Annotated in this window: 20 protein-coding genes; 8 read left to right on the forward strand and 12 right to left on the reverse strand. The window is 60.9% G+C overall.

Features of this window, described 5'->3' with window-relative positions:
• Positions 1 to 808: 808 nt before the first annotated feature.
• The 7 genes from AB4N48_RS23335 to AB4N48_RS23365 form a co-directional block, all read right to left on the reverse strand.
• Complete coding sequence (locus AB4N48_RS23335) at positions 809 to 1,606, reverse strand: MetQ/NlpA family ABC transporter substrate-binding protein (protein WP_041477458.1); 798 nt, start codon at positions 1,604 to 1,606, stop codon at positions 809 to 811.
• A gap of 167 nt (positions 1,607 to 1,773) precedes the next feature.
• A complete protein-coding gene (locus AB4N48_RS23340) occupies positions 1,774 to 2,706 on the reverse strand; it encodes a sigma 54-interacting transcriptional regulator (RefSeq protein WP_423521723.1) in 933 nt (310 codons plus the stop codon).
• A 51-nt stretch (positions 2,707 to 2,757) separates the two neighbouring features.
• On the reverse strand, positions 2,758 to 3,339 hold the full coding sequence (locus AB4N48_RS23345; protein ID WP_041477456.1) for an alpha/beta hydrolase: 582 nt from the start codon (positions 3,337 to 3,339) through the stop codon (positions 2,758 to 2,760).
• A gap of 362 nt (positions 3,340 to 3,701) precedes the next feature.
• Positions 3,702 to 4,103 (reverse strand): ExbD/TolR family protein, encoded by a 402-nt coding sequence (locus AB4N48_RS23350; RefSeq protein ID WP_056787038.1) that lies wholly within the window; start codon positions 4,101 to 4,103, stop codon positions 3,702 to 3,704.
• 1 nt (position 4,104) lies between these two features.
• A complete protein-coding gene (locus tag AB4N48_RS23355) occupies positions 4,105 to 4,830 on the reverse strand; it encodes a MotA/TolQ/ExbB proton channel family protein (RefSeq protein ID WP_041477454.1) in 726 nt (241 codons plus the stop codon).
• A 45-nt stretch (positions 4,831 to 4,875) separates the two neighbouring features.
• Positions 4,876 to 5,691, reverse strand: a complete 816-nt coding sequence (locus AB4N48_RS23360; protein WP_460094386.1) for an energy transducer TonB — start codon at positions 5,689 to 5,691, stop codon at positions 4,876 to 4,878.
• A gap of 410 nt (positions 5,692 to 6,101) precedes the next feature.
• Complete coding sequence (locus AB4N48_RS23365; RefSeq protein WP_460094387.1) at positions 6,102 to 8,462, reverse strand: TonB-dependent receptor; 2,361 nt, start codon at positions 8,460 to 8,462, stop codon at positions 6,102 to 6,104.
• A gap of 165 nt (positions 8,463 to 8,627) precedes the next feature.
• On the opposite strand from AB4N48_RS23365, the gene AB4N48_RS23370 reads away from it, so the two are divergent.
• The gene (locus AB4N48_RS23370) at positions 8,628 to 9,572 is read left to right on the forward strand and encodes a LysR family transcriptional regulator (protein WP_460094388.1); all 945 of its coding nucleotides are present in this window, start codon (positions 8,628 to 8,630) and stop codon (positions 9,570 to 9,572) included.
• 178 nt (positions 9,573 to 9,750) lie between these two features.
• Positions 9,751 to 11,367, forward strand: a complete 1,617-nt coding sequence (locus AB4N48_RS23375) for an alkaline phosphatase family protein (RefSeq protein WP_150637876.1) — start codon at positions 9,751 to 9,753, stop codon at positions 11,365 to 11,367.
• 198 nt (positions 11,368 to 11,565) lie between these two features.
• Here AB4N48_RS23375 and AB4N48_RS23380 read toward each other — a convergent pair whose 3' ends face one another.
• On the reverse strand, positions 11,566 to 12,474 hold the full coding sequence (locus AB4N48_RS23380) for a TauD/TfdA dioxygenase family protein (RefSeq protein WP_056787022.1): 909 nt from the start codon (positions 12,472 to 12,474) through the stop codon (positions 11,566 to 11,568).
• Positions 12,475 to 12,656: 182 nt separating this feature from the next.
• Here AB4N48_RS23380 and AB4N48_RS23385 point away from each other — a divergent pair, with 182 nt between their 5' ends.
• Positions 12,657 to 13,577 carry a LysR family transcriptional regulator gene (locus AB4N48_RS23385; protein ID WP_252879220.1) on the forward strand — a complete coding sequence of 307 codons (921 nt, stop codon included), beginning with the start codon at positions 12,657 to 12,659 and terminating at the stop codon, positions 13,575 to 13,577.
• Between the two features lie 100 nt (positions 13,578 to 13,677).
• On the opposite strand, the gene AB4N48_RS23390 is transcribed toward AB4N48_RS23385, so the two are convergent.
• Complete coding sequence (locus tag AB4N48_RS23390; RefSeq protein WP_056787018.1) at positions 13,678 to 14,691, reverse strand: ABC transporter substrate-binding protein; 1,014 nt, start codon at positions 14,689 to 14,691, stop codon at positions 13,678 to 13,680.
• Positions 14,692 to 15,086: 395 nt separating this feature from the next.
• On the opposite strand from AB4N48_RS23390, the gene AB4N48_RS23395 reads away from it, so the two are divergent.
• Genes AB4N48_RS23395 through AB4N48_RS23405 form a run of 3 tightly spaced genes read left to right on the forward strand, consistent with a single transcriptional unit; the run spans position 15,087 to position 19,122 of the window.
• The gene (locus AB4N48_RS23395; RefSeq protein ID WP_323620188.1) at positions 15,087 to 16,685 is read left to right on the forward strand and encodes an ABC transporter permease; all 1,599 of its coding nucleotides are present in this window, start codon (positions 15,087 to 15,089) and stop codon (positions 16,683 to 16,685) included.
• On the forward strand, positions 16,682 to 17,497 hold the full coding sequence (locus tag AB4N48_RS23400; protein ID WP_076564976.1) for an ABC transporter ATP-binding protein: 816 nt from the start codon (positions 16,682 to 16,684) through the stop codon (positions 17,495 to 17,497). The genes AB4N48_RS23395 and AB4N48_RS23400 overlap by 4 nt, the downstream gene beginning before the upstream one ends.
• Before the next feature lie 14 nt (positions 17,498 to 17,511).
• Positions 17,512 to 19,122, forward strand: coding sequence for an arylsulfatase (locus AB4N48_RS23405; RefSeq protein WP_252879216.1), 1,611 nt, complete (start codon positions 17,512 to 17,514; stop codon positions 19,120 to 19,122).
• Positions 19,123 to 19,300: 178 nt separating this feature from the next.
• Here AB4N48_RS23405 and AB4N48_RS23410 read toward each other — a convergent pair whose 3' ends face one another.
• Entirely contained in the window at positions 19,301 to 20,371 is a 1,071-nt protein-coding gene (locus tag AB4N48_RS23410; RefSeq protein WP_460094390.1) for a fatty acid desaturase, read from the reverse strand.
• Positions 20,372 to 20,471: 100 nt separating this feature from the next.
• Here AB4N48_RS23410 and AB4N48_RS23415 point away from each other — a divergent pair, with 100 nt between their 5' ends.
• A complete protein-coding gene (locus AB4N48_RS23415; RefSeq protein ID WP_252868593.1) occupies positions 20,472 to 21,476 on the forward strand; it encodes an AraC family transcriptional regulator in 1,005 nt (334 codons plus the stop codon).
• A 102-nt stretch (positions 21,477 to 21,578) separates the two neighbouring features.
• Here the strand turns inward: AB4N48_RS23415 and AB4N48_RS23420 are convergent, their stop codons facing one another.
• Both AB4N48_RS23420 and AB4N48_RS23425 read right to left on the reverse strand, forming a co-directional pair.
• Positions 21,579 to 22,964, reverse strand: coding sequence for a heavy metal sensor histidine kinase (locus AB4N48_RS23420; protein ID WP_460094391.1), 1,386 nt, complete (start codon positions 22,962 to 22,964; stop codon positions 21,579 to 21,581).
• Positions 22,954 to 23,634: a heavy metal response regulator transcription factor gene (locus AB4N48_RS23425; RefSeq protein ID WP_041477440.1), complete on the reverse strand. Its 681-nt coding sequence runs from the start codon at positions 23,632 to 23,634 to the stop codon at positions 22,954 to 22,956. Before AB4N48_RS23425 ends, AB4N48_RS23420 begins: the two co-directional genes overlap by 11 nt.
• 136 nt (positions 23,635 to 23,770) lie before the next feature.
• On the opposite strand from AB4N48_RS23425, the gene AB4N48_RS23430 reads away from it, so the two are divergent.
• Complete coding sequence (locus tag AB4N48_RS23430; RefSeq protein WP_041477439.1) at positions 23,771 to 24,256, forward strand: GlcG/HbpS family heme-binding protein; 486 nt, start codon at positions 23,771 to 23,773, stop codon at positions 24,254 to 24,256.
• The last annotated feature ends 5 nt before the right edge of the window (positions 24,257 to 24,261 follow it).

Raw genomic sequence — 24,261 nt, forward strand, 5'->3', positions numbered from 1 at the left:
ACCCTAACCCTCTCCCAGAGGGAGAGGGGACTTCACCGAGTTGTTTGCGAGAGTTACGCCGACCTGAAAGCCTGAAGTCGAACCTGATTTTGAAAAGCCCAGACATCGGCTCCCTCTCCCTTGGGAGAGGGCTGGGGTGAGGGGCGAGCCTCACCGCTGATCCAACGGGCAATCACCCCAACCACTTGCCCCCTTCACCAATCACACTCTCAGGCCGGGTGTCATCACTCAGCTCTTTGCGCACATATTGGGTGACCGAATTTTGCTTAGCCCATCTGGGCTGCCCACATTCATCTCGCTTAAACATTATTCTGCGGGTTTGCCGGGAAGGAATAAGACGGCTATTTTTCCTTGCGCTGTAGGACGGATCTTTTTTTCAGGAAAGACCTCCAAGGACCCACAGCTTTTGGCCAGACTCTCCGGCCCATCCACCACAAGGAAGAACAACATGGACGTAAAAGTGCCGCAGCGGCTGGATCCGCAGGACATTGTGAAATTGCTCAGGGCGTTGCGCCGGGCGTTGAAGACTACAGCGTAAGTCGAAAGCCCCTCACCCCAACCCTCTCCCGAAGGGAGAGGGGGCCGACCGTGGTGTCTTTCGTCGTACATCGACCTGACGAACCGAGTCGATTATGGATTCAGCGACGCACGAACAGGTCGGCGGGCCTCTACAGCATCCCCCAATCGGTCCCCTCTCCCTCTGGGAGAGGGCTAGGGTGAGGGGCTTTTCAAGACACACAAAAACGCCGATGACCATCACTGGCCATCGGCGTTTTCACGTCTGAAGCGGATTCACTCAAGCGTCAGATCAGAACGCCGGCAATACCGCGCCGCTGTACTTCTTCTCGATGAAGGCTTTGACTTCCGGGCTGGTCAGGGCCTTGGCCAGTTTCTGGATCGCGTCACTGTTCTTGTTGTCCTCACGGGCCACCAGGAAGTTCACGTATGGCGAGTCAGCGCCTTCAATCACCAGCGCATCTTTCTGCGGGTTGAGCTTGGCTTCCAGCGCGTAGTTGGTATTGATCATGTCCAGATCAACTTCTTTCAGCACGCGCGGCAGCAGCGCCGATTCCAGTTCCTTGAACTTGAAGTTGTGCGGGTTCTTGGCGATGTCTTTCGGCGTTGCCAGAGCGTTTTTCGGATCTTTCAGTTCGATCAGACCGGCCTTCTGCAGCAGGATCAGCGCACGGCCGCTGTTGCTGCCTTCGTTCGGGATGGCGATGGTCGCGCCATCCGGCAGTTCAGCCAAGGTTTTGTACTTGCTCGAGTAGCCACCGAACGGTTCAACGTGTACGCCCTGCACGGTCACCAGGTACTTGGATTTGTCATCCTTGTATTTGCCCTGGTTGAAGCTGTCCAGATACGGCTTGGTCTGGAAGTAGTTGGCGTCCAGACGCTTCTCGCCAACCTGTACGTTCGGCTGCACGTAGTCGGTGAAGACCTTGATTTCCAGATCGACGCCTTCTTTGGCCAGGGTCGGTTTGATCAGCTCAAGGATTTCAGCGTGGGGCACCGGCGTTGCGGCAACCACCAGTTTCTCGCCGGCGTTGGCGAAAGAAGCCGTCAGCGCAGCCGCCAATGCGGTAAACAACAGAACCTTTTTCATGCAGTGTCCTTATCGAAAATCACGGTCGTCATCGACGACGGCATTTAATACGTGTGCCAGTGAAGTGATATCGCTGGCGTGAGGCGGACAATACCCGGATTTTTTATTCCCGGACAATAACGTTTATTCAGCTTCATATTCCATTTTGTTCATGCTGAAGAAAATGCTTATACCGCCTCGCTCAAGCGAATCAGCCAATCTTTCAAGGCCTTACGCTCTGCACTGCTACCGCCGATGTGGGTCTGCCTCACCAGACGTTCGATCTGAACCTGCGGCGCAGACGCGTCAGGCAGGTTCAGATGTTCCGGCAGGATCTCGTCGCCGGTGCTGACCAGCAGAGCGAAATGAATGACGTTTTCCAGTTCGCGAGTGTTGCCCGGCCAACTGTGTTGTTCGAGCACATGTTGCGCCGCTTCGCTGATCAGCGGTACGGGCAGGTCAAGACGCTGGCTGTAGATGCCAAGGAAATACTCGGCGAGCGAGAGAATGTCGCCAGTCCGCGCGCGCAACGCCGGCAGCTCCAGATGACCCTCGCTGAGATAGTGATAGAGACGCTCGTGGAATTTCCCGGCGTCCACGGCCTGGGCCAGATCGATGCTGGTCGCCGCCACCAGACGCACATCCACGGGGCTCGGCTGATGCGCACCGACGCGGGTGACTTCGTGATTTTCCAGCGCCGCGAGCAGCTTGACCTGAATCGGCAGCGGCAAATCGCCGATCTCATCCAGGTACAAGGTGCCGCCGTTGGCCGAACCGAACCAGCCGGCGCGGCTGCTGGCCGAACCGCTGTAACTGCCGGCGGCGTAGCCGAACAGCTCGGCGTCGGCGTAGGTCGGGCTGATCGCGCCGCAGTTCACCGAAACGAACAGACCGCTGCGGTCACTGGCGCGATGGATATGCCGGGCGAGCAGCTCTTTACCGGTGCCAGTCTCACCGCGAATCAACACTGAAATCGAACGGGGAGCCAACTGCTCCAACTCCTCGCGCAATTGCCGCGAGCGTGGGTCGACGAACACCAGCGCCTTGGCGCGAATGCTCAGGGGGCTCTTTTCCGCATCGGGAAAGGTCAGCAAGGGCTGACCGAAGGTTTCAAAACTCATGGCAGGCTCCCGCCCAAAACCGCCAGCCGACGGGGGCGTTGAAAAATTAGATCAGGCGCGACGGCGGGCGTGGTCTTCCAGGCGGTTTTGCAGGCGATAGAGATAGGCGAAACCCTGCTCCCAACGCTGATGCCCGGACTTGACGTTGATGTGCCCGGCACCGGCAAGAATCCCCGCCTCCGCCCCCCAGTTGCGTGCCAGTTCGAGCGCGCGCGGGGCACTGACGGCGGCGTCGTTGTCGGAGCTGACGACCTGACTGGGAAACGGCAAAAGATCCGTCGGGATCGGCGCGAAATTGCGCAGTGCCGGCGCACAGGCAGGACGCTCGACATCGGCCGGCGCAACCAGCAACGCCCCGCGCACCTGACGCAGGTATTGCAACGGCGCTGTCGCCGCCCAGTGGGCAACGGTGATGCAACCGAGGCTGTGAGCGATGAGAATGACCGGCGTGCTGTCGGCGGCAATCGCTTCGGCCAGCGCGGCGACCCAGTCCTCACGACGCGGCGTCAGCCAATCGGCCTGTTCCACCCGTGCGCTGTTCGGCAGGCTGTTCTGCCAATGGCTTTGCCAATGATCTTCTGGCGATCCTTGCCAGCCCGGCACAATCAGGTAGCGGATTGATTCGTTGCGCATGGGGAAGCTCTCCTGCGTCGTGTCTGTTCCGGGTCGAGTATAGGGAGAGGAGTTATATTCGTTAAGGAATAAGAAGCTATTTATTAATACCTGTATCGAATATGTGATCTGTGTAGGGCATAAGCTTCTTCCCCCTCACCCCAGCCCTCTCCCCCAAGGAGCGAGGGGGAAAGGGAGCTGATCTTCAGGCTCTTCAAATCTTGAGTTCGACTGGATTTCTCATATCGGTGTATAGCCGCCAGACAACCCGGTCAGTCCCCTCTCCCTCCGGGAGAGGGCTAGGGTGAGGGGCTTTTCAAAAACTGAACGCAAAAAAAGGGCCGCACCCTGCCAAGGAGACGGCCCCGGAAAAACGAAATCTGTCACCGCGCAGTAATCACCGACAACTTGGTAATCCCCGCCCGTTCGATCGAAGCCATGGCTCGCGCCACTTCGCCGTAATTCACCCCGTCATCGGCCTGCAATTGCACGCGCACCTCCGGGTCCTTGGCTTTGGCCGACTTGAGGTTGAATTCGAGCAAGTCGGGCTGAATCTCGTCCTTGTTGATAAACAGTTTGCCGACGCCGTCGATGCTCACCACCAGCGGATCCTTCTGCTCGACCGGCGCCACCGCTTCGGTCTTCGGCAGGTTGATCGGGATCGCGTTGGTCAGCAGCGGCGCGGTGACGATAAACACCACCAGCAGCACCAGCATCACGTCTACCAGCGGCGTCACGTTGATTTCACTGAGCACCTCATCCGTGTCTTGCGTGGAGAAGGCCATATCAGGAGGCCTCCTTCACTTTTGCCGCGTTGCCCGACGTTGCCACCTTGTGTGCGGTCGGGTGGATCAGCACGCGGAACGCGCTCTTCTGCGCCAGGCTGTAGAAGTCGTGGGCGAAGTCATCGAGATCCGCGGCGGTCAGTTTCAGCCTTCGCAAAAAATAGTTGTAAACCAGCACCGCCGGCACCGCGACGGCGATGCCCACGCCGGTCGCGACGAGTGCCGCACCGATCGGGCCGGCCACCGTTTCCAGGCTCGCCGAACCGGCGGCGCTGATGCCTTTCAAGGCCTCCATGATTCCCCACACCGTGCCAAACAGACCAATGAACGGCGAGGTGCTGCCGATACTCGCGACAACCGCCAGACCGGTTTCCAGCGAACGCCGTTCGCGGACGATCTGCTGGCGCAAGGCACGCTCGAGGCGATCCTGATGGTTGATCGCCTGGCTCAGATCATTCGCCTGCGGCGCCTCGCCCACCTGGATCGCTGCATAGCCAGCCTGCGCCACTCGCGCTGCGGCGCCGGGCTGGGTTTCGCTCAACTCTGCCGCGGCATCCAGACTCGACGCCGCCCAGAAACGTTTGTGAAAGCGCCGATCCTGCGCTTTCAGACGACCGAACTGCACAGCCTTGAGCAACGCCAGGCCCCAAGTGGCAACGGAAAAAACCACCAGCAGCCAGATCACCGCGCTTTCGATGGATTCCAGTGGAGATGCCAGTAACGTCATGATGTGTTCCCTCGTGTAAACATTTCGCGCGAATTTGGTTTCGGTTTAATGAATCTTGAAATCGATGGGCACGCTGACCCAGCCGTCCTGGGCGACATCACCCTGCTTGGCCGGAACGAAACTCCAGCGCTTTACAGCGTTGAGCGCTGCGTCGTCGAGCTGCTGCCGGCCACTGCTTTTGGCAATCTGGATCTCGCCCGGTTTACCGCTGGCCGACACATGCACCCGTAACAACACCGTGCCTTCCCAACCGCGCCGCTGGGCCAGCGACGGGTATTCCGGCGCCGGATTTTTCAGATACGCAGCGTTGGCTGAAGCCGGGGTAACGGGCGCCGGTGCCGGTGGCGCAGCCGGCGCTGGTGCGGCGACGGGCGCTATCGGTTTCGCTGGCGCTGGCGCTGGCGGCTGCTCTACTGCCTTTGGCGCCGGTTTGGGCGGCGGTTTCACCACCGGTTTGGGTTTGGCGATCGGCTTGGGCGGCGGCGGTTTCACCGCCAACTCGTCCTCCACTGGCGGTGGCGGCTCGACCACGGGCGCCGGTGGTGGCGGCGCAACAACCGGCGGCGCGGGCGGAGCCGGGCGAGAAAACTCGATAGTCATCGGCGGAATTTCCGGCGGTACCACCGGCAGCACCGGCGTCGGTTTCTGGCTGACCCAATAAATCACCGCACCGTGCACAATCAACGCGAGCACACCGAGCAGAAGGGTTTCGCGCCGACTCAAAATGCCCTTGGGCGCACGTTGCAAACGCAACTGTCCCAACGGCATCCGGTGCGGCCGGCCAAGATCGACCAGTTCGCCACCCGGCGTGTGCCGCCACAGCAATTCCCCTGCGCTGGCGGCGGTCTGGACATTGCCCATTGTTCAACTCCCTGCGGTCTCTTTCCGTTCTACGAGCCAAAGCGATCGACCCGCCATTCTTGAAGCCCCCACGGCGTAGTCGATGGGGCAATCATTGGCTGTGGACGCTTATCACCGAAAGCAATCTTTAACGTTATGCATAGGCCTTCAAGGAATATGCAGATCGTCCGTTTTTACCGAAGCCGCGCACTACAAGGGCTGCAGCGATCTGCCATAAACGCCATGCTTTTACCGCATGAAAAGTATTCGGCTACGGCATCCGTTAACGCCTTAAAAGGCTGGTTTTGGTTCGCTGAATGCCGATGTTAGGCGCGATTGCCGCCGTCGCTGTCGATCAGCTGCGTCTGCTTGCCGGCGCCGCTGAGGATTGGTTGAACGGCCATGTCCAGGTCAGCGCCTTGAAAGCTCAATTAAAAGTCGTAGCGACCGGTAACGCCGAGGGTTCGCGGGGTGCCGAGCAGGCCTTCATAGCCGCCGTTGCCGCCGGTCCACAGAGTCGTGTAGTAGGTTTTGTCGAAGGCGTTTTTCAGCCACAGCGAGACATCCCACTGGCCCTGATTGAAATCGCCGCGCAGGCCGGTGGAAAGGTTGACCACCGCGTAACTGGGTATCTGCCCGTAATCGGAATCCTCGACCGTGCCCACCGCTTTGGAGCGAAACGCATAGCTGCCGGTGACGTAGGGTTCGAAGCCGTTATCCAGATTCCATTTGTATTCGCCGTTGGCGTTGCCGATCCATTTCGACGCACCGACCACTTGATGGCCGCTGAGATCGCAGGAGGCCGGCGCACCCGGGGCCTGGCTGACTTCCGGCGGGCATGGCGCATCCTTGTACGAGAGGTAGCTGACGTCGTTATAGGAGCCGTTGAAATTCAGGGTCAGGCCACGCAGCGGCACCAAGGTGCTTTCGAACTCGATGCCGCGCGAGCGCACCGAGCCTGCGTTGGTCAGGTATTGCACGCGGTTGGCGGCGTCGTAGGCGTTGGTCTGGTAAGCGTTGACCTGGGTCCAGAACACGTTGGCGTTGAGTTGCAGGCGGCGATCCCACAGGGTGCTTTTGAAGCCGAGTTCGGCGTTGTTGGCGCGCTCGGTGCCGATCAATAACGAGTCGGCGCCAGCGGTAGGTGCGGAGCCGACCGCAAGGTTGACCCCGCCGGATTTCTCGCCGTGGGACAGCGTGGCGTAACCGAGTATGTCGTCGGTGATGCGATAGCTCAGGTTGAGCAGTCCCGAGGGGCTGGAGCTGTACTGATTCAAGTCTCCGGAATCGTAGACGCCGGCACGGCCGCGACGCGCATTGGCTGCCGCACCCGCCACCGCCACGCCACCGAGCGGCGCGTTGCGGCTGACCGAGGCGTTTTTCTCCTCATAGGTGCCACGCACCCCGGCGGTGAAATCCAGCCGCTCGCTCAGGTGCCAGGTGCCTTGGGCAAACAGGGCGAAACTGTCGGTCTTGATATGGCCGTTGCCGACGCTGCTGACGTTGGCCAGGGCGCCTGCCGGCGTGCCGTTCCAGATATCCGCTTGCGGGCCGTAATAGGCGAAGGATTTGTTGTCCAGGTCCGAGCCGAAATAGTAGGCGCCGACCACATAATCGAAGAACTCGCCCTTGGGCGAGGCCAGGCGAAATTCCTGCGAATACTGTTTGTCTTCCACCGACACGCCGGCGTTGTAACTGGCCGGCACGTTGAGGCCATCGTCGTTGCGCGGGGTGAAATTCCAGAAGCGATACGAACTGACCGAGGTCAGGGTGAAGTCGCTCGGCAACGTCCAATTGGCTTCCACCGACGTGCCGCCCTGATGCACGGTGACGTGCTGGTCATTGTCGAGATTGACCTTGCGGTGCCGGCCGTTGACCAGCGTCGCCCCGGCCGCGCTGGCCCGCGATTCATACAGATTGACGCCGTTGATGGTCCGCCCGGTGTTGTACAACACGCGGGTGCCAGCGCTGGAATCTTCTTCGTTGTAATCGCCGATCCAGCGCAGATTGAAATCTTCATTGGGCTTGAACAACAGCTGCGCGCGGAAGCCCTCGCGGGAGCCACCGTTGAGGTCGTGGCCGTCGTATTCGTTCTTGATATCGCCATCACTGCGCGTGCGATAGGCGGAAAAGCGTCCGGCCAACTGATCGTTGAGCGGCCCGGAAATCGTGCCCTTGGTCTGAAAATAACCATCCTCGCCGACCGAGGTTTCGATGCTGCGTTCAGGCGTGAAGGTTGGCGCGCGGGTGCTGATGTTGATCACTCCGGCGGTGGTGTTCTTGCCAAACAGCGTGCCCTGCGGCCCACGCAGAACTTCGAGCTGCTCGATGTCCATCAGATCGAACACCGCCATCCCCGGACGGCCCAGATAGACGTTGTCGATGTACAGGCCAACGCTGCCTTCCAGGCCATCACTGGCCGGGTTGTTACCGAGGCCACGGATCGACACGCTGGACTGCCGCGCATGCATGTAAGCGACGTTGACGCTGGGCACCAGTTGCTGCAAATCCTGAATCCGGTAAACCCGTTGCGTCTCCAGATTCTGCCCACTGACCACGCTCATTGGCGTCGGCACGTCTTGCGAGCTTTCTTCGCGGCGGCGGGTGGTGACGGTCACCGTTTCCAGCTGTGAACCATTGGCCGCCGCTGTGCCTGCCGGAACCGGCGCCGGTGTTTCGGTTTCTGCGGCATAAGCGTGAGTCCAGCTGGCGCTGCCTGCCAGCAACAGCGCCAAAGGCAGGCGTTTGAGCCGTCGGGGAGATGGGGGTAACGCGAGATTCAACGGACTCATGGCGCGGCTCCTGGTCAAAAAACACACAGACATCTTCAGTGCTGCATATTCTTTTCAGTTATTTATTTATGGATTTACAAATATTTACTGCATAAGAGATTGCCTTTATAAGGAGTCGACCTAATGCATATCCAATGCATTTCCCGGATATTTTTTATGTGAAAAATGCATATCGACTTGCGCCAACTTCGTCACTTCATCGCGCTCGCTGAACAACGCAGCTTCGTCGCTGGCGCGCAGGCGGTGAACCTGTCGCAGTCGGCGTTCAGTCGCAGCATTCAGGCGCTGGAACACAGCGTCGGCTGCCAGTTGGTCGACCGTGGACGCAAGGAATTGCCGCCGACCAAACAGGGCCAGGTCCTGCTCGAACACGCACGGCGACTGGTCAGTGGTGCGCAGCAGATGGCCAACGAGATCAGCCAGTTCAACGGCCTCGAAGCCGGGGAGTTGCGCTTCGGTTGCGGGCCGGCGCCGGCGGCCGGATTGATCCCGCGCGCGATCGGCGCGTTCATCGGTCGCTACCCGAAAGCACGGGTGCAGTTTCAGGTCGATGACTGGCAAAGTCTGAGCAAACGCCTGCTCAGCGAAGAGTTCGAATTCTTCGTCGCCGACACCCGGCAATTCGAGGCGGATCCGGACTACCAGACCCATCGCTTGCGGGCGCGCAAATGGCATTTCTGCTGCCGCGCCGGGCATCCATTGACGGCGTTTGAACGAATCACCGCCGAACAGTTGCTGAGTTATCCACTGGCCGTAAGCATTCGCCCGCCGAACCTGCGCAAGGTCATCGTCGACCTCAGCGGCCGCCCTGATTTCACCCCGAATGTGGAATGCGAAAACGGTTCGACGCTGTTGAGCGTGGTGCTGCGTTCGGAGGCGATCGGAATTGTCGGCGCGTATTCCGATGCGCTGCATCTGGCCAAGGGTGAGCTGGTCTGTTTGAAGATCGAAGGCCTGGCGGATGATCTGGAGGAGCTGTACACCCGCTATGGGATTGTCAGCCGCGCGGGGTATCGGTTGTCGCCACTGGCCGAGGCGATGATCGAACAGATCAAGGCGATTGATGCGGAGGATGAGGAGGTGTGTTCGCTGGAGAATTTCGCGGTCTGAGCTGGCCCCTTCGCGAGCAGGCTCGCTCCCACAGGAATACGCATTTCAAATGTGGGAGCGAGCCTGCTCGCGAAGAGGCTGATGCAATCGCTGCATAAAAACCATTCCCCAAATGCACTTGCCGAACACCCTCACCGACAGCGAAAACCCTCACCTGTCCCACTGACCGGTGAACTCCATGCCCACCCCATCCAACCCCGTGCGCAACGTGCTGTACATCATGTGCGATCAACTGCGCCGCGATTACCTGTCCTGCTACGGACACCCGTATCTGCACACACCGAACATCGATCGCCTCGCTGCCGAAGGCGTTCGTTTCAGCCGTGCCTACACCCAAGGTACGATCTGCGGCCCGTCGCGGATGTCGGCCTACACCGGGCGCTATGTCAGCAGTCATCAAGTGGCCTGGAACTCGGTGCCGTTGCCGCTGGATGAATTGACGATCGGCGATTACCTGCGACCTCACGGCATCCGCACCGCGCTGGTCGGCAAGACCCATGCGACGGCCAATGTCGACGCCTTGCAGCGGCTGGCGATCAACCCGCAAAGCGCGCAAGCCGAGTTGCTCAATGAGGTCGGCTTCGAACCGTACCTGCGCCACGACGGCATCTACCCCGACGATCCGTCATTCGACGACAAGCGCGAATCCGCGCCCTATACCCAATACCTGCGCGCGCAGGGCTTCGATGGCAAGAATCCCTGGCACGACTGGGCGAATGCCGCCGAAGGCGAGAACGGTGAAATCCTCAGCGGCTGGAAAATGCGTCATGCGAATTTGCCAGCACGAATTCCCGAGCAACACTCAGAGACTGTCTACACTACAACTCGGGCCATCGACTTCATCGCTGAGCAAGGCGAGAAATCCTGGTGTTTACACCTCTCGTACATCAAACCACATTGGCCATATATCGTACCGTCGCCATACCACGCCTTGTACAGTACGAAATCGATTCTGCAACCGATCCGCGCGACGCTCTCCGAAGCCAGCAAACACCCCGTATACACTGCCTTTCGCCAACATGAGGAAAGCCGCAACTTCTCCCGCGATTCAGTACGATTGAATGTAATCCCCACCTACATGGGCCTGATCAAGCAAGTGGATGATCAGTTGGGGAGACTGTTCGATTTTCTACAGAGCAACGGGCGCTGGGATGACACGTTGATCGTGTTCACCAGCGATCACGGCGATTTCCTCGGCGATCATTGGCTCGGCGAGAAGGAGTTTTTGCTGGAGCAGGCGGTGGGTGTGCCGTTGATCGTGCGCGATCCTCGGGGGGCGGCGGATGTCACTCGCGGCACTGTCGATGAGCGCTTGGCAGAAACCATCGATGCGCTGCCGACATTTCTTCAAGCACTGGGATTGCCGGCAGCAGAGCATCGGCTTGAAGGGCGTTCATTGATCCCGTTGCTGCACGGGGAAAATCCCGATTGGCGCCGCTATGCAATCAGCGAATACGACTACGCCTTCCAGGCCCCGGCGCGGGAACGTCTCGGCCAGCCGATCGACCGTTGCCGCATGACCATGGTGCGCAGCGAGCGCTGGAAATACCTGGCGTACGACGGGTTTAGACCGCAGCTGTTTGATCTGTTGAATGATCCGCAGGAGCTGAATGATCTGGGTGAGGACCCGGCATACGCGGCGGTGCGCGAGGAGCATGCCGGATATCTGTTTGAGTGGATGAGGGGGTTGAAGCGGCGGACGACGATCAGCCATCCGGAGATCGATTTGCGCGGGCAGCGGTTTCGTTATGGCGAACCGGAAACCGAGAAGGTTGTTCAGATTGGTGTTTGGTAGCGGGAAGAGCCCCTCACCCTAACCCTCTCCCGGAGGGGAGAGGGGACTGAATGGGGGATATTTCAGAGGTGCACCGACCTGATCCAGCTTCACCGAATCCATAATCGATAAGGTCTTTCAGGTCGATGCATAACGCGAGATAACTCGGTCGGCTCCCTCTCCCTCTGGGAGAGGGCTGGGGTGAAGGGCTCTTGATCTTCAATCACGACCTTTGATGGTCTGGCTGCGCTGCCCATTCACCCCCACCGGCACCTCGCCCTTGAGCGTCACCCGGCGCACCACGCGATCCTGGGTGCCGTAATCATCAATCGCGTAATGCTGCGTCGAGCGGTTGTCCCAGATCGCCACATCTCCAGCCTGCCAGCGCCAGCGCACGGTGTTTTCCTGGCGGATCACATGGCTCTGCAGCAAGCCGAACAGGTGCGCCGAATCGGCCTGTGAATAACCTTTGATGCGTTTGACGAAATGCCCCAGCAGCAAGCTCTTCTCGCCGCTGATCGGGTGCACGCGCACCACCGGGTGCTCGGTTTCGTAGACGGTCGAGGTGAAGACTTTGCGATAGCGCTCCAGCTTCTCTGCCGAGACGTCCGGCTTCGCCCCGGCGTAGTCGTACTCGTTGCTGTGCACAGCGGTCAGTTTGTCGGCCAGCTCACGCAGCTCGCTCGGCAAACCGCTGTAAGCGGTCGCGGTGTTGGCCCACAGCGTATCGCCGCCGAATGCCGGCGCAACCACCGAGCGCAGGATCGATGCTTTCGGATAGGCATCAACGAAGGTCACGTCGGTGTGCCAGGAATTGGCGCGCTGGCCCTCGGCGCCGTCCAGCTCCAGAAGGTAGCGAGTGCCTTCACGCACCGGCACGGTCGGGTGCGCCACCGGTTCGCCAAGCAGATGGGCAAAGGCTTCCTGACGCTGATCGTCGAGTTGCGTCTGCTCGCGGAAGAACAGCACTTTGTATTCGACCAAGGCTTGCTGGATGGCTTCGACAGTGGCGGCGTCCAGCTCACCGGACAGGTGAACGCCGCGGATTTCGGCACCGATACGACCGGCCACCGGGTGAATTTCCAGCGCGTGAGAAACGGGTTTTACAGCGAGTGCGGCATTGCTCATGGGAAGACCCTCATCGACGGCTTGCGGTTTTGACGGCAGCGAAACAACGCTCTATCTATATTCCATTTACATCTAATAGATAATCACATGCTTCGTTGACGGAATAAGAGCTTGCATTTAAAACCTCAAGCAACCCTCGTCGCAAATGCCTTCGAGCTATTTTTAGGATGCCGGAAAAGCATATGGATCTTCGCCAGTTGCGCTACTTCATCGCCCTTAACGAACACCGCAGTTTTGTCCGTGCGGCAGACGCCATGGGCATCACTCAACCGGCGTTCAGCCGCAGCATTCAGGGGCTGGAGCAGGAATTCGGTTGCGTGCTGGTCGATCGCGGCAACAAGGATCTGCGCCCTACGCCCGAAGGCCAGGTGGTGCTGCAACACGCCCTGAGCCTGGTGCAGGGCGCAGCTTTGCTCAGCGCCGAAGTGACGCAGATGACCAAGCTCGACGCTGGCGAAGTGCACTTCGGCTGCGGCCCGGCGCCGGCAGTGAAACTGGTGCCGGATGCGGTGGCGCAGTTCATCAATGCGCACCCGAAAGTGCGCACCTGTTTTCAAGTGGATAACTGGGAAAAACTCAGCCGTGCGCTGAGCCGCGAAGAGATCGAATTCTTCATCGCCGACATCCGCCATTTCGAGTCCGACCCGAATTTCCAGACGCAACCGCTGACGCCCAAGCGCGGCGTGTTTTTCTGCCGACCGGGGCATCCGTTGCTGGCCAAGGAAAGCCTGTCGACCAACGACATGTTCGACTACCCGCTGGCCGCCACACTGATCCCGCCGGGCATTCGCAAGCTGCTGGCGAACCTGAGCGGGCGCATCGATTTCTCGCCGACCATCGAGACCGAGCACTTTCCGGCACTGGTCAAAGTGGTGCTGCAATCCAATGCGATAGGTGTCGGTACCGAGGAGGCGTTTGCCGAGGATGTCGCCAAGGGCTCGCTGGTGCTGCTGCACTGGCGCAACCTGCCGCAGAACCTCGAAACGATGAACGCGCGCTGCGGCATCGTCAGCCGCACCGGGTTTCGACTATCACCAGCAGCGAGGGCAATGATCGAGACGTTGATTGCGGTGGATCGGCAGGACGTCAGCGTCGCCGTCTGAAACCCTTTCGCGAGCAGGCTCGCTCCCACACAGGACCTGTGTACACATCCAATGTGGGAGCGAGCCTGCTCGCGAAGAGGGCAGCGAAGACGCTGGAGATCTAAAGCTTGGCGGCTGAGAGTTCAGGCGCCACCCAATCACTGACCTTGAACGGCTTGCGGATCAGCTTCTGCTGCGCCGCCAGGTCGACCTTGTCCTGCAGGCCGCTCAAGAACACCGGATCCAGTGTCGACGGGAAAATCTCACTGAGATTCTGGTCCTTCAGATCCTGAGCCAGAATCACCGGCGGATAACTGGCCAGCCCTGATACCAGCTGCACATAGGCGTCCTTGTTGCTGTCCTGCGTCAGCCACTCGACCGCTTGCTGCTGCGCCTTGAGCAGTTTCGCAATGACCTCAGGATGGGCGTCGACAAACTTGCCATTACCCAGCAGCACCGCCTGCACGCTGCCAGCGCCGCCAAGGTCCTTGGTGTTGAGCGGCAATTCCGCCAGGCCTTTGGCTTGCAAGGCACTCAGCGCGGAGCTGCCCCACGAGGCATCGATCTGCTTGGCCGCGAGTGCCGAAACCGCCGCGTTGAAATCCAGATTGATCACCTTCAGATCCTTCTCGCTCAGGCCCTGACTGGCCAGCGCCGCATCGAACGACAGCTGCGTCGCCGTCCCGCGAAAGATCGCCACGCGTTTGCCCTTGAGATCCTGCAAGGTCTTGATCCCCGAGCCGGGCACCACGCCGAGGTATTGCTTGACCCCACGCGCCGTCGCGCTGAGCAGGCGCGTGTCCAGACCGTTGGACTTGCCGATGATGGCGGCCAGATCACCGAGATAGGCCAGATCGACCTGCCCATTGGCAAACGCCTCATTGATCACCGGCCCGGCGCCCTTGAAGAAACTCCACTGGATCTTGATGCCCTGCTCGGCGAAGGCCTTTTCGAAGATCTGCTGATCGCGCAGCACATCGACGATGCCGCCGCCGCTGTGCTGCGTACCGGCGCTGAGGTCGGGCACGGCGATGCGGATTTCCTTGAGCTCCTCGGCTTGGGCGCCAAGCGCGAGAAAGCCTGCAAGCGCGGGGACGGCAAACAGGCTGAGGATTCGTTTGAAGGGAAGGTTCATGGGTGCGGCTCCTTGATCGCTGAGGAGCCGAAAGTAGGCTGACTGGCTACATTCGCTTAAATACTAAAAATTCACATTTTTATATCTTTATGAGCTAAGCAAGTGGTTGTGCGGCGTGCAGCGCGATATGCATTAACAGCATCGAAAATATTCTTCGAATGCATTGGATGCGCGTAAGCAGGCAAGCCTTAAATGGATTCGCTTATCTCCCGATAGCATCGAACGCAACTTTGTTAGATCAGTTTCATATATGACGAAACCCAGTGTGGGAGCGAGCCTGCTCGCGAATAGGCCATACCAGCCGACATCAGTGCTGCCTGAAACAGCCATTCGCGAGCAGGCTCGCTCCCACATGAAAAGCGGTTCGCCATGCAACCCGACAACGGAGGTCACCCATGGCCCGTCAATCTCTGCTCAGCCTGCCGCTGGCCGCGCCGCCGCTGAAAAGCCGTCGCACCTGGCCGAGCCTGAATCAACGCCTGTTGCCCTGGCTGTTGCCCGTCAGCCTGTTCGTCCTGTGGTGGCTGGCCGCGCGCAATCAGTGGATGAGCGAGCAGATCCTGCCGGCGCCATCGCTGGTGTGGAGCAGCGCTGTGGAACTGGCCCAAGGCGAGTTGTGGAGTCATTTGTGGATCAGCCTGCAACGGTTGTTCTGGGGCTTGTTGGCAGGCGTTTCGACCGGCGCGGTGCTTGGCGCCGCACTGGGCTTCAGTCGACGTCTGGAGCGCCTGGTTTTTCCGACATTCGCTGGATTGGCGCAGGTGCCGACGCTGGCGTGGATTCCGCTGTTCATGGTGTTCTTCGGCATCGGCGAAGTGCTGAAACTGGTGGTGCTGATCAAGGCCATTGTGGTGCCGGTGACCTTGCACACACTGGTTGGCGTGCGCGATGCGCAACCGAAACTGCGCGAAGCCGCCGCCGTGTTGCGCCTGCCGCCGCGTCTGCTGATTCGTCGTCTGGTGCTTCCCGCTGCGCTGCCGGCGTTCATGGCTGGCGTGCGCCTGGCACTCGCCGCCGGCTGGACCTCGTTGCTGGCGGTCGAGCTGCTGGCCTCCAGTGAAGGCATCGGCTATCTGATGGTCTGGGCGCGGCAGCTGTTCATGCTCGACATCGTGTTCGTGTGCATCGTGGTCATCGGTCTGATCGGTGTGGCCATGGATCGCGGCATCGGCCTGCTCGACCGCAGACTGGTGCACTGGCCGCACCCGGCCACCGCGCAAATCACTCGCGGCCCGCGCTATCAGGGCTGGCAACGCCTGCAACCGTGGCTGTTGCCGCTGGGCTTGTTGGCGCTTTGGCAAACGGCCAATGATCAGCAGTGGGTCGACGCGAATATTCTGATCAGCCCTGCGGCTGTGCTGAGCACGACATGGGACGGACTGCTCGACGGCACGCTGGTCAACGGCATGGCGCTGAGCCTGAGCCGCACCCTGGGCGGCTTGCTGATCGGTGGCGGCCTCGGCTTCGCCCTGGGCTTGCTCCTCGGCCTGTCGCGTTTCAGCGAACGCCTGCTCGGCCCGACACTCGCCGCACTGCGGCAGATTGCGATTTTCGCCTGGGTGCCACTGCTCACCGCGTGGTTCGGTCTCGGCGAACTGGCCAAGTGGGTCTTTGTCGCCCTCGCTGCTTTCTTTCCGCTGTTCGTCGCCACCCAGCGCAGCGTCGCCAACCTCTCGCCGCAACTCAACGAAGCCGCGCAAGTGCTGCGCCTGAGCCTCGGCCAGCGCCTGCGTCGACTGGTCCTTCCCGGTGCTGCGCCGGGGATTTTCGCAGGGCTCAGATTGAGCCTGATCTACGCCTGGCTCGGCACCATCGGCGCTGAATATTTCATGCCGTCCAATGGCGGCATCGGCAGCCAGATGATCGGCGCGCAGCAGCTGTTGCGCATGGATCTGATCATGGCCGGCATGCTGCTGGTCGGCCTCACCGGCGCCCTGCTCAACCTGATCGGCCAACGCCTGGAAATTCGCGCGACCCGCTGGAGACACGCATGAACGCACCGATTGTCAGCTTCAACCACGTAGGCAAATCCTTCGCCGTCAACGGTTTCGAACTGGAGGCGATTCGCGAATTCAACCTGGACATTGCCGAGGGCGAATTCGTCGCCATCGTCGGCTCCAGCGGCTGCGGCAAATCCACTTTGCTGCGTTTGCTGGTCGGCCTCGACACCGAGTTTCGCGGGCACATCAGTGTCGATGGCAAGGCCGTCAGCGGCATCGGCGGCGAGCGCGGTATCGTCTTTCAGGAACATCGTCTGTTTCCGTGGCTGACAGTCGCCGACAACATCGGCCTGGGCCTGGTCAATGAACCGCTGAGCGGGGCGCAGAAACAACAACGCATCAAGGATTTCATCGAACTGGTCGGCCTCAGTGATTTCACCCAAGCCTATCCGCATCAACTCTCCGGCGGCATGGCGCAACGCGTGGCGATCGCGCGCGGCCTCGTCGCCAGCCCGCGAATCCTGTTGCTCGACGAACCCTTCGGCGCCCTCGACGCACTGACCCGCCAGCAAATGCAGGACGAACTGCTGGCAATCCGCGAACGAGCAAAGATCACCACGATTCTGGTGACCCACGATGTCGAGGAAGCGATTTTTCTGGCCGATCGCGTGGTGGTGATGGAGCCGCGTCCGGGGCGGATCAAGCAAGTGGTCGACATCGCCCTGCCGCACCCGCGCCAGCGCAGCAGTTACGACTTTCATCAGCTGCGCGAAGAACTGCTGCACGAGCTGACCAGTGATGACCATTACCAACCGAGCGCACCGGTGCAGATCCGCGATCTGCCGCTGACGTTCATTGCCTGCTGAACAGGAGTTTCGCGATGCCGCAACGTCCCAACTTTCTAGTGATTCTGGCCGACGACCTAGGCTTTTCCGACATCGGTGCGTTCGGCGGCGAAATCGCTACGCCGAACCTCGATGCGCTGGCCGAGAACGGCCTGCGCCTGACCGATTTCCACACCGCACCGACCTGCTCGCCGACGCGCTCGATGCTGCTGACCGGCACCGATCACCACATCGCCGGCATCGGCACCATGGCCGAAGCGTTGACCCCGGAACTGATCGGCAAACCTGGCTACGAAGGCTACCTGAATGACCGCGTCGTCGCCCTGCCCGAGCTGCTGCGCGAGGCCGGCTATCAAACCTTGATGAGCGGCAAATGGCACTTGGGTCTGAAGGCTGAACTGGCGCCCCATGCGCGCGGTTTCGAGCGCTCGTTTTCACTGTTGCCGGGCGCTGCCAACCACTATGGTTTCGAGCCGACCTACGATGAGCAAACGCCGGGCCTGCTGAAATCCACCCCGGCGCTGTACATCGAGGACGATCAGTTTGTTGACGAGTTGCCGAAGGATTTCTATTCCTCCGATGCCTTCGGCGACAAGCTGCTGCAGTACCTCAAGGAACGCGATCAGACCCGGCCGTTCTTCGCTTACCTGCCCTTCTCCGCGCCGCACTGGCCGCTGCAGGCACCGGCCGAGATCGTCGAGAAATACCGTGGCCGCTATGACGCCGGCCCACAAGTGCTGCGCCTCGAACGCCTGGAAAAACTCAAGGCACTGGGTCTGATCGAGGCAGACGTCGAACCGCACCCGCTGATTCAGCTCAGCGCGCAGTGGGACGCGATGAGCGATGAGCAAAAGCAGATTTCCGCACGAGCCATGGAGGTCTACGCGGCGATGGTCGAGCGCATGGACTGGAACATCGGCCGGGTCGTCGATTACCTGCGCCAGCAAGGCCAGCTCGACAACACCTTCATCCTGTTCATGTCCGACAACGGTGCCGAAGGCGCGCTGCTGGAAGCGTTCCCCAAATTCGGCCCGGAGCTGATGACCTACCTCAACCAGCATTACGACAACAGCCTCGACAACATCGGCCGGGCCAATTCCTACGTCTGGTACGGGCCGAACTGGGCGCAAGTGGCAACCGCGCCGTCACGCTTGTTCAAGGCTTTCACCACCGAGGGCGGGATCCGCGTGCCGGCGCTGCTGCACTATCCGCAACTGCCGCTCAAAGGGCAGATCAGCCATGGTTTCGGCACGGTGATGGATATCACCCCGACCATTCTCGATCTGGCTGGCGTGCGGCATCCGGGTAAACAGTGGAAAGGCAAAGCGGTGGCGCCACTGCGCGGCAAGTCGTGGCTGGGCTTCCTGTCCGGCGAGACCGCGCAGGTGCATGACGAGCACACCGTGACAGGGTGGGAATTGTTCGGACGCCGGGCGATTCGCCAGGGCTCGTGGAAAGCGGTATGGATCCCCGGGCCGGTCGGGCCAGCGACCTGGCAACTTTATGATCTGGCGAATGATCCAGGGGAGATTCATGATCTGGCGTTGAGTCAGCCGCAGAAACTCACTGACCTGATCGGGCATTGGCAGCGGTATGTAGAAGAGACCGGGGTGATCCTCAGTGCTTCGCCGTTTCAGCCGGATTGAACCAAGATCAAAAGCCCCCCTCACCCCAGCCCTCTCCCTGAGGGAGAGGGGGAAAGGGAGCAGATCTTCATGCTTTTCCAACCTGAGGTCGGCTCGAAATTTCAGGTCGATGTATCCAGCATAAACAGCTGGATCAGTCCCCTCTCCCCTGGGAGAGGGTTAGGGTGAGGGGCATCTGTCAGGCCTCCACCGCCTCCCCGGACACCACTTCCTCATCTCCGCGCACAAACCGGTTCGCCCGGCCAAACGTGCCGAAATCATTGAAGCGCACGCCCATTTCGCGCATCACCTTGTGCGCCACCGGCACGGTCATCTGACGAATGTAAAACGGCTCCTTGACCACGAAATGATGAATCCCGTGACTGCTGCCGAAGTTGAAGCAGAACGCTTGCAACGGCCACAGCCACCACGGGTTCAGCACCTGGCATTGCTGCAGCACGTTGCCCGGTTCGACGTCGCCGTAGTAATGCATGTTCGAGCTGATGAAGTGCAGGCAAAAAGTGCGCAGCACGTTGGGGCCGATGATCACCACGGCGGCGATATCGATCACCTGCATCACCGACAGCGTGGTGGCCGACCATTCGATGGGCGAGCCGAGCAAATGCGCGATGCCATTGGCCGCGTGAAAGCCGAGAAACACGTACCACGCTCCCCAATGCAGCAGCGCCAGCGGTGCGTAGACCTTGAGCACGCGTTTGCCGATGCTCCACTTGTGTGCCCAGGTCTTGGCGCGCAGCAGACGGATGAACGCCGACATGACGTTATCGCCAACCATCAGCAGACGGGCAAAACCCCACGGCTCGCCGTTGGTGATTGCGCGCTCTTCCATGTCGGCTTCAGTGCCGGAAACCTTGTGATGATTGAGGTGCAGATGGCGACGGATCCAGGGATTGATCGTGCTCGGCCGCGCCAGCCAGACCAGGCCCATCATCAGGTTGTGCGGCACGCGCTGCTTGCGAAAGTACATGCTGTGGATCAGGTCGTGTTCCAGTTCATGGGTCAGCGAGGCGAAAAAGGCGTTGAGCAGCAGGCACACCCACCAGGCCATATGGCCAGTGATGTACAGCGCCGCCGAGCCGATCATCCCGGCCAGCGCCAACGCCAGAATCCCCGCACCGAGGGCGTCCTGATGCTGAAGAATCGGGTAGCGCTCACGCAATTGCGCACCCTTGGCCAACACCACTTGGCGAATATGTGCCGAGCGCTGCGCCGCATTCAGTCGTTCAGGGCTTGCAGAAGTACCGTCCATGCTTCCATCCTCGGGTCTAAGATGAATGCATCGTGCCTTGCCGGGGTTCGATCCGCGCTAGCCAAGAACGCCAACCTGTTGACCGGACGCGCCAATCAGCATGAAGGAACCGACCTCCCTCGCCAGCTGGACCCGCGCCTTGCGCAAACAACTCGACGCGCTCGGGCTGGACAGCCTTGCCTTGTGCCAACAGGCCGGGCTCGACCCAACGCTGATGGACGACCCCAATGCGCGCTATCCGCTATCCGGTACCACGCGCCTGTGGGCGCTCGCCGTTGAAGCCAGCGGCGACCCGGCGCTGGGCTTGCGCGTGTCGCGTTTCGTCAGCCCGACCACGTTCCACGCGCTTGGTTATGCACTGGTGGCGAGCGGCAGCTTGCGCGAAGTGTTCGAACGCATCGTGCGTTATCATCCGGTGGTCAGCGATGCGCTGGAGCTGGAGCTGAGCCGTAGCAATGACCGTTATCAATTTCGCCTGAAAATTCCGCCCGGCAACCCGGCGCCGGCCTTCGAAGCCATCGACGCATTTACGGCGATCTACGTGCGCACCTGCCGCAATCGCCTCGGCCGTGACTACGCACCGCTGGCGGTGTACTTGCGCCGCCCCGAACCGAGCGATGCCCAGCAATGGCACAAAGTCTTCCGCGCGCCGGTGTATTTTTCCGCCGCCGAGGACCGCCTGGAATTCGCCCTCAGCGACTTCGACAGCCACCTCGACGACGCCAACCCGGAACTGGCCGAGCACAACGAAGCCGTACTCAAACGCACCCTCGCCCAGCTCAAACCGCTGACCTGGGAGCGCAAGGTGCGCGATGCCATTGAAGAACAACTGCCCGAAGGCGAACCGAGCGCCGAGCGCATCGCCCAGGCCTTGCACCTGAGCCTGCGCAGCCTGCAGCGGCATCTGGCGGATGAGGGCTGTCGCTTCGACACCCTGCTCAACGAAAGCCGCGAAAATCTCGCGCTGCTGCACCTGCGTGACCCGCAGTGTTCCTTGAGTGAAGTCAGCTATCTGCTGGGATTCGCTGACACCAGCAGCTTCAGCCGCGCGTTCAAGCGCTGGACCGGGATGACGCCGGGGCAGTTTCGGGATCAGTTGCGCTGATCCGAAATCACCATTGTGTGATCCAGCGCCTTCGCGAGCAGGCTCGCTCTCACAGTTGGAATGCGTTTCCTTGTGGGAGCGAGCCTGCTCGCGAAGAGGCCGTCAGACCACCACAAACCCCAGCTCAAAAACAGTGCCGTCGGCGTCACTCCTCACCCGCACCTGCCCGCCATGCAACTGCATGATCGACTGCACGATCGCCAAACCCAGACCACCCGAATCTCCCGGTTCCGCACGTGAAGGATCGACGCGGTAGAAACGGTCGAACAGTTTGCCCAGATGCTCAGGCGCGATGACCGGGCCGTGGTTGTGCACTTGCAGCCAGCACATACCCGGTTCATCGCGGCGTTGCAGACTGATCAGGCTGTCGGGGTCGGCGTGGCGTACGGCGTTGGCCAGCAGGTTGCCGAGGGCGCGTTGCAGCAGTTGCTGGTCGGCGAGCAATTCGCCGTGCATGCGGTTTTGCAGTTGGAGGTCGCGGTCATCGGCGAGGGCTTCGAAGTAATCGCAGAGCTCGTCGCCGACGTCGTGCAAGTCCAGTGTGTGCAGATTTAGCGCACGTTCGGCCTGTTCGGCGCGGGCGAGGAACATCAGGTTCTCGGCCATGCGCTTGAGCCGTTCGAACTCTTCCATGTTCGAGGCCAGCACTTCCTGATATTCGGCCGTGCTGCGCGGATGGTTCAGGGCCTGGCCGTTGCTGGCGAGCAAGGTGTGCAGAGGGGTGCGGATTTCGTGCGCGAGGTCGGCGGAGAATTGCGACAGGCGCTGCACGCTGTCGTCCAGCCGCGCCAGCATGGTGTTGAGCGCGTGCACCGGCTCGCGCAGTTCGCTCGGCGTGCCCTCGGTAGGCAGGCGTCGATCGAGGCTGCGCAGATCGATGCTGCGCACCGCTTCACTCAACTGATGCAAGGGCTGCAAGCCACGCCGCAGCAATAACAGGCCCAGAGCAAACGCGAGCACCGCGCCGAGGCCGACGGACAGGTACAGACGCAGGCGATAACTGCCGAGCATCTGCTCACGCTCGCTGAGCACTTTGCCGGCGATCACCGTGAGGGTTTCACCGTTGGGGCCTTGGGCCTGGCCGGACAGCAAGGCCAATTCGGCGCCGTCGCTGGCCTGCCAGGTGAGCACGTCACAGCGCTGCGGCATTTGCTCTCGCGGTAATGCATTGAGCGCGGGCAGTTCACGCTGACGCGGGTTGATCGCGATCACGCTGGAGCCGTCGGCCCGGCGCACCAGCAGCAGACTGTCGAGCTTACCGAGCATGTTCTGATACAACCGTGGCCGCGCCTGCAAGGCGTCGAGGCTGTCGCTGTCGGCGAGCAAGGCACGTACTTGCTCGAGGCGACCGAGCAAGGCCATGTCGTCACGAAAGGCCAATTCCGAGGCCAGCGAGCGGTAGAGGAACACGCCGATTGCGCTCAGCGCCAGCGCGCAGACCATGGCGAAGGCCAGCGCCAATCGCCAGGCAATCGACTTACTCCACATCGTCCGGCGCTTCCAGTTGATAACCGACGCCGCGCACGGTGTGGATAAGTTTCGGCATGTACGGGTCGTCAACCTTGGCGCGCAAACGACGCACGGCGACTTCGACCATGTTGGTGTCGCTGTCGAAATTCAGGTTCCACACCTGCGATGCGATCAGCGTGCGCGAAAGCACTTCGCCCTGGCGGCTGGCGAGCAGCTGCAAGAGGGCGAATTCCTTGTTGGTCAGGGCAATGCGCTGGCCGCCGCGACTGACCCGGCGGCGCAGCACGTCGATTTCCAGGTCGGCGATGCTGTACGACTCGGCTTCCCGCATCGGCCCGCGTCGCAGTAGCGTGCGCACGCGCGCGAGCAACTCGGCGAAGGCGAAGGGTTTGAGCAGGTAATCGTCGGCGCCGAGCTCAAGACCACGCACGCGGTCTTCGATAGCGTCCTTGGCGGTGAGAAACAGCACCGGTGTGGCGCCGCGCTGGCGGATCAGCTGGAGCAATTGCCAGCCGTTGAGGCCAGGCAGCATCACGTCGAGGATGATCAGGTCGTATTCCTGTTGCTCGATAAAATAGCGGCCGTCGAGGCCATTGAGCGCAACATCCACGGCGAAACCCGACTCGCCCAGACCCTTGGCGAGGAAGTTGGCGGTTTTGGCTTCATCTTCTACGACCAGCAAACGCATGGCACACCTCGATTGATCAGGCACACAGGCTAGGCGTGTTCGGCGCCGTTGCCCATTACAAACTTGTAATCCGCCTGACGGGGTTCTGACGAAGTGCGCCGGTTAAGGTGCAGACCTTCCCATTCGGAGCCTGCACATGACCGTCAAATACCTTGTCGCCAGCCTGATCCTCGGCCTCAGCGGCGCTGCAAGTGCCACGCCAGAACTGCCGCGCCACGCCGATCTCGACCTGAAAACCGCACGCTGGCTGGCGGACAAGGCGATGAGCAGTTGCACCGGCACGGTGTCGGTGCTCGACCGTGGCGGTAACTTGCTGGTGACGTTGCGTGGTGACGGCGTCGGGCCGCACAACACCGCCGCCAGCCAACGCAAGGCCTACACCGCGCTGTCGACCAAGACGCCGACGCGGCTGTTCGCCGAGCGCGCCCGCAGCAACCCGGAAACCGCCAACCTCAACACCCTCGATGAATTGCTTTTGCTCGGCGGCGGCATTCCGTTGTTCGCCGGCAGCGAACTGGTCGGCGCCATGGGCGTGGCCGGTTCCGGCGGCGGTGAGCAAGACGAAAACTGCGCCCGCGCCGCCGCCGACAAAGCCGGCCTGACCATCACCCGTTCCCACTAAGGAGA

It is taken from the genome of Pseudomonas sp. S2_C11 (assembly GCF_054668395.1).

Coding starts and splice junctions, on each gene's coding strand:
- AB4N48_RS23390 (WP_056787018.1), bottom strand. CDS start 14,691: ATGAACCTTCCCTTCAAACGAATCCTCAGCCTGTTTGCCGTCCCCGCG.
- AB4N48_RS23345 (WP_041477456.1), bottom strand. CDS start 3,339: ATGCGCAACGAATCAATCCGCTACCTGATTGTGCCGGGCTGGCAAGGA.
- AB4N48_RS23405 (WP_252879216.1), top strand. CDS start 17,512: ATGCCGCAACGTCCCAACTTTCTAGTGATTCTGGCCGACGACCTAGGC.
- AB4N48_RS23430 (WP_041477439.1), top strand. CDS start 23,771: ATGACCGTCAAATACCTTGTCGCCAGCCTGATCCTCGGCCTCAGCGGC.
- AB4N48_RS23395 (WP_323620188.1), top strand. CDS start 15,087: ATGGCCCGTCAATCTCTGCTCAGCCTGCCGCTGGCCGCGCCGCCGCTG.
- AB4N48_RS23385 (WP_252879220.1), top strand. CDS start 12,657: ATGGATCTTCGCCAGTTGCGCTACTTCATCGCCCTTAACGAACACCGC.
- AB4N48_RS23400 (WP_076564976.1), top strand. CDS start 16,682: ATGAACGCACCGATTGTCAGCTTCAACCACGTAGGCAAATCCTTCGCC.
- AB4N48_RS23375 (WP_150637876.1), top strand. CDS start 9,751: ATGCCCACCCCATCCAACCCCGTGCGCAACGTGCTGTACATCATGTGC.
- AB4N48_RS23370 (WP_460094388.1), top strand. CDS start 8,628: ATGCATATCGACTTGCGCCAACTTCGTCACTTCATCGCGCTCGCTGAA.
- AB4N48_RS23420 (WP_460094391.1), bottom strand. CDS start 22,964: ATGTGGAGTAAGTCGATTGCCTGGCGATTGGCGCTGGCCTTCGCCATG.
- AB4N48_RS23340 (WP_423521723.1), bottom strand. CDS start 2,706: ATGAGTTTTGAAACCTTCGGTCAGCCCTTGCTGACCTTTCCCGATGCG.
- AB4N48_RS23335 (WP_041477458.1), bottom strand. CDS start 1,606: ATGAAAAAGGTTCTGTTGTTTACCGCATTGGCGGCTGCGCTGACGGCT.
- AB4N48_RS23365 (WP_460094387.1), bottom strand. CDS start 8,462: ATGAGTCCGTTGAATCTCGCGTTACCCCCATCTCCCCGACGGCTCAAA.
- AB4N48_RS23360 (WP_460094386.1), bottom strand. CDS start 5,691: ATGGGCAATGTCCAGACCGCCGCCAGCGCAGGGGAATTGCTGTGGCGG.
- AB4N48_RS23410 (WP_460094390.1), bottom strand. CDS start 20,371: ATGGACGGTACTTCTGCAAGCCCTGAACGACTGAATGCGGCGCAGCGC.
- AB4N48_RS23415 (WP_252868593.1), top strand. CDS start 20,472: ATGAAGGAACCGACCTCCCTCGCCAGCTGGACCCGCGCCTTGCGCAAA.
- AB4N48_RS23350 (WP_056787038.1), bottom strand. CDS start 4,103: ATGGCCTTCTCCACGCAAGACACGGATGAGGTGCTCAGTGAAATCAAC.
- AB4N48_RS23355 (WP_041477454.1), bottom strand. CDS start 4,830: ATGACGTTACTGGCATCTCCACTGGAATCCATCGAAAGCGCGGTGATC.
- AB4N48_RS23380 (WP_056787022.1), bottom strand. CDS start 12,474: ATGAGCAATGCCGCACTCGCTGTAAAACCCGTTTCTCACGCGCTGGAA.
- AB4N48_RS23425 (WP_041477440.1), bottom strand. CDS start 23,634: ATGCGTTTGCTGGTCGTAGAAGATGAAGCCAAAACCGCCAACTTCCTC.